Source organism: Caballeronia sp., from assembly GCF_049581465.1.
Classification (GTDB): Bacteria; Pseudomonadota; Gammaproteobacteria; order Burkholderiales; family Burkholderiaceae; genus Caballeronia.
In genome coordinates this window covers 1-6,691 of sequence record NZ_JBAUSA010001389.1, presented here as the reverse complement: position 1 = coordinate 6,691, position 6,691 = coordinate 1, and the positions used below count along the sequence as shown (strand labels likewise).

At 57.7% G+C, this 6,691-nt stretch carries 8 protein-coding genes; 6 read left to right on the top strand and 2 right to left on the bottom strand.

The features are described 5' to 3' along the window. A partial coding sequence (locus WCA53_RS33620; RefSeq protein ID WP_423922303.1) for a FecR family protein occupies positions 1–827 on the bottom strand: 827 nt, incomplete at its 3' end. Between the two features lie 156 nt (positions 828–983). Here WCA53_RS33620 and WCA53_RS33615 point away from each other — a divergent pair. From WCA53_RS33615 to WCA53_RS33605, 3 genes are all read left to right on the top strand, one after another. After that, positions 984–1,736, top strand: a complete 753-nt coding sequence (locus tag WCA53_RS33615) for a Crp/Fnr family transcriptional regulator (RefSeq protein WP_423922300.1) — start codon at positions 984–986, stop codon at positions 1,734–1,736. 196 nt (positions 1,737–1,932) lie between these two features. Continuing rightward, positions 1,933–2,208, top strand: a complete 276-nt coding sequence (locus WCA53_RS33610; protein WP_423922295.1) for a hypothetical protein — start codon at positions 1,933–1,935, stop codon at positions 2,206–2,208. 114 nt (positions 2,209–2,322) lie between these two features. Further along, positions 2,323–3,030, top strand: coding sequence for a Crp/Fnr family transcriptional regulator (locus WCA53_RS33605; protein ID WP_423922290.1), 708 nt, complete (start codon positions 2,323–2,325; stop codon positions 3,028–3,030). Positions 3,031–3,082: 52 nt separating this feature from the next. Here the strand turns inward: WCA53_RS33605 and WCA53_RS33600 are convergent, their stop codons facing one another. Then, a complete protein-coding gene (locus WCA53_RS33600; protein ID WP_423922287.1) occupies positions 3,083–3,763 on the bottom strand; it encodes a Crp/Fnr family transcriptional regulator in 681 nt (226 codons plus the stop codon). A 483-nt stretch (positions 3,764–4,246) separates the two neighbouring features. Here WCA53_RS33600 and WCA53_RS33595 point away from each other — a divergent pair, with 483 nt between their 5' ends. From WCA53_RS33595 to WCA53_RS33585, 3 genes are all read left to right on the top strand, one after another. Next, positions 4,247–5,512: an MFS transporter gene (locus tag WCA53_RS33595; RefSeq protein WP_423922284.1), complete on the top strand. Its 1,266-nt coding sequence runs from the start codon at positions 4,247–4,249 to the stop codon at positions 5,510–5,512. A gap of 185 nt (positions 5,513–5,697) precedes the next feature. Beyond that, a complete protein-coding gene (locus WCA53_RS33590; protein WP_423922281.1) occupies positions 5,698–6,084 on the top strand; it encodes a PAAR domain-containing protein in 387 nt (128 codons plus the stop codon). Further along, positions 5,975–6,412: a PAAR domain-containing protein gene (locus tag WCA53_RS33585; RefSeq protein WP_423922277.1), complete on the top strand. Its 438-nt coding sequence runs from the start codon at positions 5,975–5,977 to the stop codon at positions 6,410–6,412. The genes WCA53_RS33590 and WCA53_RS33585 overlap by 110 nt, the downstream gene beginning before the upstream one ends. The last annotated feature ends 279 nt before the right edge of the window (positions 6,413–6,691 follow it).

The following is a 6,691-nucleotide window of genomic DNA, read 5'->3' as shown; positions in this document are numbered from 1 at the left end:
GGGCTGGACGGCTGCACCGGCACCTGCGGCTGCGGGGGCGATGTCAGCGGGAACGATAGCTGAGTCGGCGCAACACCCAGGCTACCCAGGCCGTCAGGCGTTTGCGTCGTCGCGGCACGCGCAGCGTTGTCTTCGTTCTTTAGCGCAGGGACGGACTGATCGGGTACCAACTGCGAAAGCTTCGCGTCGATTGCAACAGGACGGGCGCTACTTCGATTAACCTGCAACAGCGTGTTGCGCTGGTCGGCGAACAACTGCGTCGCAGCTGAGCCCTCACACGGACCCGCGCCGGAAGCGGAACAAGCGCCGCCTAGCGGCGCCATCACGATACCCCCGCTGCGCACCGCGGCGCGCGTTACGTTGGCATCGGTAAATACGGAGAAGTCGGTACCGCGCACGCCTAAGGCGGCGACCGGCGTGTTCATCCGATAGTGATCGCGCGCGGCTTGTGCGCCTTTACCGGAGATCTCGCGGACCACGCCCTTGTGCAGGACCAACTTGATGACGGTCTGGTCCGGTGCGGTCGGATCGTACTGGTAGCGATCGAAGGTCAGCGATGAGTTGGGACGCACGCTGACAAATCCCTGGTCCACGGTCGTGATGTAGACGTAGCCGTCGGCGGTGGTTTCAACCGTATCGCCTTGCGCGATGGACTTGCCTGACGCGAGCGGCGTGCTGCCACCAGGAGTTAGCACGGACGCATGCCCGACTACGACGACGGCGTTCCCAATCACCTTCACTTCAGGCTGTGAGCTTTGCGCGCGCGCGTTACTGCAAATGAACAGCAGTGCCAGAATCGCACATCCCCGGGTAATGCTTCTTCGCATTTCTTCTTATCCACGAAAGCACGCACGGCCGCCCGAGCAAATGATCTCCTGATCTTAGACAAATTTTGTAACAAAGATGTGATGGTTGTCACAGTCGGTGTCGCGTCTCACGTTTATTGTGGCGCCGTGCCACCTACTAAGCGACCGCACCCTTAGATGTCCATTGAAGCCGTACCAAACAGCAGTGACCCGATGAAGGCGATGGACCTGTTGCGGCGGCAGAAATTGCTGCGCAACGTGACCGACGAAGTCATCGAACAAACTAGCCGCCACATTCGCTATAAACGATTTGAGAAGCGAGACTTCGTCGTCCATAAGGGCGACGCGGGGTCGTCACTCCTGATGCTTATATCGGGGCGGCTCCAGGTCATCGCCCTGTCGGAAGACGGGCGCGAAGTCGGGCTCAACTTTGTCGAGCCGGGCGACTATTTCGGGGAACTGTCGATTATCGACGGAGGACCTCGCTCGGCTTCGATTATCGCTACCAGCGAGTCGGTGATCGGCTTCCTACCCAAGGCGCAGGCCGAAGCTCTGTTCTACCGGAACCCTGCCGTCGTAGAGGCGCTATTGCAGCGACTTTGCCGCACGATAAGACAAGCATCGAACTACCGCTCGATGCTAGGACTCTCGCGTGCTTATGCGCGTGTTTATTCGGTCCTCGAAGCGTCGATGAAGCAGTCCGCTGGCGACCTGCTGACGATCGAAAACCTGCCTAACCAGCAGGCCATCGCGATCATGGCGAATGTGAGCCGCGAAACGGTTTCTCGCGCGATTCGATCGCTTGTGGACGGCAATGTGGTTGAGCGCGACTATCGGCGCTTGATCGTGCGCGACGCCGAAACACTTAAGAAGCTCGCGAAGGGCGAAGCGGAACTGCAGCTTAGAAAGAACGTCATGGTTGCGCCGTGACATCGGAAAGCTGCAAGCAGGATGATGCGATTAGCTGCGGCCACGGTACTTAGAAAAGATCGTCGGGAAGCGCTGAAGTCTTACCGTTTGCTTTCTTAGGCTGGCGTGCGATTCACGCGGCCAAGGGAACGCATCCCATCATTTCGAATGCTTGAAAGGCACTCGAAACATGTTATCCGCCATGCTTGAGAAACAGATGAACTCACATTCGAACGCGGTCGAACCGCGCGGGCCCGAACCCATCGATTCGAATGTCGTGACCTTATGTCTGGAAGACTGGTCGATCAACTCGACAAGCCAAAAGATTGCGGTGCGCCTATGCACGGAAGGGTCGTCGGCGTTTTCTATCGCTGCCCGGGAACACGGGTTTCTTCTGGCGCCGGAGCAGGCGCGCCAGATTATCCGGGACCTGAGTGCGGCAGTGCTCGCGTTGGACGTAAAAATGAGCGCCAAAATTACCGATGCAAAGTGAGCGTGACGACAACGGGCTGGACGCGGCAAAGCCGCAGGTTCAGCGGTTACGTTGTCGTCTTAGCAGAGTTTTGCGGTCGAGGCTATACTTCGCGATCACTATAGTAGACGGCTTATGCATTTCGCTTCAACCGGTTCGGCCTTAAGAACGCAACGGCTTTTAAAACACGCCGACGAGGGTGTCTTTGCACTGGCGGATCAACATGTTCGATACCAGAATCTGGCGGTGGGTGACATTGTCGCGTACCAAGGCGAACTAAACTCCCCTCTTATATTTGTTCTTTCCGGGCAGTTGCACGCCTCGCAGGTGTCCGACACTGGGCATGAAACCAGTCTTATTTCGACGGCGGCTGGCGAGTCGTGCGGTGAGAGCGTAATCGTTTTGGACGTACCATCGGTAGCTTCGTTCACTGCGTTGACTAGCACCCGCGTCGGCGTGATGAGCCGCGTCCATGCGCGCAAGCTGTTTAGCGAGCCTAGCGTCGCGGGTTCTCTGCTAGAGATTCTTTCCAGGAAAATCCAGCGAACCGGCCAAGGGCAGTCGAGGTTGTCCATTCCGCGCGCTTATTCGCGTGTCTACGCGATTTTGAATGAAGCCGTCGCGCACGCTGCGGAAGATGAATGGCCGTCGATTGTGCTTGCGAACCAGGCCGCTATAGCTGTTGCCGCAAATGTAAGCCGCGAAACGGTATCGCGCGCAATAAAGCCGCTTTTGCAGCGCGGAGCGATCGCTAAGAAAGGACGGGGCTTTCAGGTTCGCGACCGCGGCATACTCGCAGCGATCGTGGCAGGCGACCTGCTTCAGTCATTCGACGCGACTTGACATCTGCGAAGAAAATGTCCCGGTTTCCTTGCGGGTAGCGAATTGCACCCGATTACCGGAGCGCATCGCCTCCTACGGCCGCCGCGAAGATATTGCGGTTGCAAACCTGATAACGTCGCCCCGCTTTAGCAATTGCTCCACTGCGCATGAGAGAAGTGATTGCGCGCGAGACTGTCTCGCGGCTTACGTTAGCGGCGATTGCTATGGCTGCCTGGTTCGGAAGCTGGATCAGCGGGAATGCATCGTCGGGCGTTTCAGCAAGGACGGCATTGATGATGGCGTAGATGCGTGAGTAGGCGCGCGGCATCGATAACGTCGATTGACCTTCGATTGCCTGGTGAAATTTGCCTGAAAGGATCTCTATCAGGGAGCGCGTAACGCCAGAATCGCTAAACAGCATGTGCGCATGACGTCGGCTCACCACGCCGACAATGGCGCTCGTCAAAGCACTAAGCGAGGCCGACGAGGGTACGTCCAAAACGATTGCGATTTCGCCGCATGATTCACCGGCCTTGGTCGAGCTCAGGCTGGTTTCATGTCCGTCCTGGGATACCGTTGAGGCCTCCACTTGCCCCGAGACAACTAATATTAGGGGCGAGTCAGACTGTCCCTGGTGCGCGATGACTTCTCGGGCGTCCAGCCTTTGGTAGCGAACATGGCGCTCAGCTAGTGCGATTGCGTCGTCGCTGGCGTATTTGAAGAGTCGCTGTGCTACAAGGGTCGAAATGGTCATCCGTTTCTTAAGTGAGACGACTTAGCGTTTTTTTTTGAGCGCGTGTTTCGCGTGTTTCAATGCGGGGATGGTTCACCCGGCCGCGCAAATTGCACACGGCGCAACGAAGAGCGCAAGGGTACTACAGGATGAAACTCGCGCTATACCCTGCGTCTCAGTTTTGCGAAGTAGTTGTTTTTTGGTTTCTTGATGGGCAAATTCAAGTTGTAAGGTTCGTCCGGATTTCCGTCTTCCAAGATGTTCGCGTGGTCTTTGGCAAGCTGAACTGGCGACTAAGCCAAGACGCGAACCGGGGAGATTTGCTAGATCTTAGATAATTAAGCCCCGCTTTAAGTCCAACGTTCAGCCGCAACCGCAGGAAAGCGAACACCATGGCAATGACCCTGCTTGACCCGAAGACCGCTCTGATCGTCATCGATTTGTTCGGCAGCACCCGCGTGTGAGCTCGTCCAATCCGCCGGTTGCAGCCCGGGGAGTTGCCCGTTGAAAGGCACCTTCCGTTCGCTCGACAGCTTCAACTACCGGGTCTGGGCTGGCGGCGCGATCGTATCCAACGTTGGAACATGGATGCAGCGCACCGCCCAGGACTGGCTCGTGCTCACGCAACTGACCCGCCACAATGCGACCGCGGTGGGGCTCGTCATGGCGCTCCAGTTCGGCCCGCATCTTCTCTTGCTGCCACTTACCGGTTTTGCGGCCGATCATCTCGACCGGCGCAAACTCCTGATCGCCACTCAAGCTGCCTTGGGAACACTCGCGCTAGGATTAGGCATCCTTACGCTTGCTGGATTCGTCCAGTTGTGGCACGTGTATGCGTTTGCGTTTTTGCTTGGCTGCGTCAGTGCGTTCGACGCACCCGCGCGTCAGACCTTCGTCTCGGAGCTAGTCGGCGAAGCCGGCTTGTCGAACGCAGTGGCGCTGAACTCCACGTCGTTCAATGCAGCGCGGATGATCGGTCCCGCCATCGCGGGTGTCCTGATTGCATCGGCGGGCTCCGGATGGGTGTTCCTGATCAATGCGGCGTCGTTTATCGCGGTGCTCTGCTCGCTGGGTTTTCTTCGCGTCAGCGAATTTCACGTGAGTCGGAGAGCTGTCCGAGCGCGTGGAAGTCTTTTAGAAGGGTTTCGATATGTCTGGAAACGCCCCGACCTGAAAGCTATCCTTCTCATGCTCTTTCTGATCGGCACCTTCGGGCTCAACTTCCCGATTTTCATCTCGACGATGTCTGTCACGGTTTTTCATGCCGGGGCAAGTCAATACGGACTCCTCTCGTCGATCATGGCGATCGGAACGGTCGCCGGCGCGCTGCTCGCCGCCCGGAGAGCGAAACCCCGCATGGCGGTCCTTTTCGCCAGTGCCGGGATCTTCGGCGTTGGTTGCGCGCTGGCCGCGATCGCGCCTAGCTACGGGCTCTTCGGTCTCGCGCTCGTGGTCATCGGAGTGTCTGCGCAAACCATCACCACCACCACGAACAGCACGATGCAACTGTCGACGGAGCCTGCCATGCGCGGGCGTGTGATGGCGATCTTCCTCGCCATTGCATTGGGTGGCACGCCTTTGGGTGCGCCGGTTGTCGGCTGGGTGGCAGATCGGTTCGGCCCGCGGTGGGCGCTGGGCGTTGCTGCCGCATCGGGGTTCGCGGCGGCAGTGGTCGGGATTCGCTATCTGGTGAAGTACCGTCAGTTGCGGGTGTTCATCGACGCAGGGAGGCTGCGGTTTAGTATTGATGACGGCGATACGGTGGTGTGAGGGGGCTTTGGGAAGTCGGAAGAGATCAGCATAAAAAGGTCATTTTTTGTTGCGACGAGGGCAGCGCATCAGCGTATCCGATTGAAGTCCGCCGGTTCCTGATCATTTTTGACAAAAAGATTTGTGTCCGATGGGTATGCTGAGAAACGTAACGCGTAGTTGCAGCATCCATTCACAAAGGAGACTTGAATATACCTGAACATAAGGATAACGAAACTATCCACCTTTTTGTAACCATCGGTTCACGCACAGGGCGCGGCGGACGCGTCACGCGGGTAGCAACCGGGGCAGAGTATCAAGGGATGGCTCTGGCACGTGTCGGAGATTGGGTCACCTACGACGACGGCAGCGAGACCACCATTGTTGACGGCACGGGGTTTGCCGCCTCCTGGGATGACAAGCCGATGGCGCGGATCGACTCTCGGCTGAGCAACGGCGACACGATCATGGAATCATTTCAGGATGGATGGGGCATCACGGTTCGCGACGGTGAAACCATTCCCGGCCTGTTTGATCCTGACTATACGCTGCCCCCCGACACCACAGCGAACGGAGCGGGCAACCATGCGTAAGGCGGCAGTACGGGACGGCGACCCGACGACAACACGCGGTTTTGTCATTGGTACTTCAACGAGAATCAACGAAGGCGGGAAAAAGGTCGCGCTCGATGGCGACGAGGCGACCTGCGGCAACTGCAAGGGGTTACACAAGATAATCGGAACGGGCAGGGGAATATCCGACAAGGGGCGCAAGGTCGTTGTTGACGGCGATTCAGTGCTTTGCCCGTGCAAGAAAAATCGGGTAATCGTGGGCAGCAATCCGAGGATTTACCTCACTACAAACAACGGATCGGCGGTCGCGAGCAGCGCAGCGGGGGCTTCAGCGTTGCTTCAACTCTAGCGTCGTCACGTCAATTTACCGAAGACGACGATTCAGAAGAACCGTATCCCGTCCCTGTATCCGATGCAAAGATCAAAGCCGATTGTTCCTATCTCGATGGCTCGAAAGCTCGCATTGACGCACCAGCCGACTTATACAAGCACTCAAACGACGTGACGGTGAGCCCGGGCAAACAGGCTAGCTTCAACTTTCCCGGTGGTGGGACAGGTGCCGCAACTCAGTACGAAGCGACTGTAAACGGGCATCCGGTCAACATTTATGTGCCTGTGCAGAGTCCAG

What these genes read in the sequence shown, in the direction of transcription:
- WCA53_RS33585 (WP_423922277.1), top strand. Translation starts at nt 5,975, where the DNA reads ATGGATGGGGCATCACGGTTCGCGACGGTGAAACCATTCCCGGCCTGT.
- WCA53_RS33615 (WP_423922300.1), top strand. Translation starts at nt 984, where the DNA reads ATGTCCATTGAAGCCGTACCAAACAGCAGTGACCCGATGAAGGCGATG.
- WCA53_RS33610 (WP_423922295.1), top strand. Translation starts at nt 1,933, where the DNA reads ATGAACTCACATTCGAACGCGGTCGAACCGCGCGGGCCCGAACCCATC.
- WCA53_RS33605 (WP_423922290.1), top strand. Translation starts at nt 2,323, where the DNA reads ATGCATTTCGCTTCAACCGGTTCGGCCTTAAGAACGCAACGGCTTTTA.
- WCA53_RS33600 (WP_423922287.1), bottom strand. Translation starts at nt 3,763, where the DNA reads ATGACCATTTCGACCCTTGTAGCACAGCGACTCTTCAAATACGCCAGC.